Source organism: Rhodoplanes roseus, assembly GCF_003258865.1.
Classification (GTDB): Bacteria; Pseudomonadota; Alphaproteobacteria; order Rhizobiales; family Xanthobacteraceae; genus Rhodoplanes; species Rhodoplanes roseus.
Map to the genome: position 1 here is coordinate 1 of NZ_NPEX01000721.1, position 304 is coordinate 304.

The 304-nt window shown below is 70.4% G+C and carries 1 protein-coding gene; it reads right to left on the reverse strand.

What is annotated here, in order from left to right; all coding sequences use genetic code 11:
* A partial coding sequence (locus CH341_RS34830) for a hypothetical protein (RefSeq protein ID WP_170149903.1) occupies positions 1–304 on the reverse strand: 304 nt, incomplete at both ends.

Genomic DNA, 304 nt, shown 5'->3' on the forward strand with positions numbered 1-304 from the left:
GATGCCCAGGCCATGCTGCTGCACCTCGTTGAGGCGGCCGGCAAAGCGGCGAAACAACGTGTCTTCGACGCGCGCAAGAACGGCCTGACGCCGCTCTGGCTCGCTGCCCAGCCGGCGCTCGGCGGCCTTCTGACGGCGATCCCATTCGGCGAGCGTCTCGTCCCTGAGCCAGCTGACATCCGGCAGGTCGATGCGGCCTTGCGTGCGACGGGCGCCGGGCCGCGTCTCGGCGTAGACACGCGCGAAGGCGGCCTGCAGCATGGCGGCGTTGCGGTGGACCTCAGCATTGAGGCGCGCCGCAAAG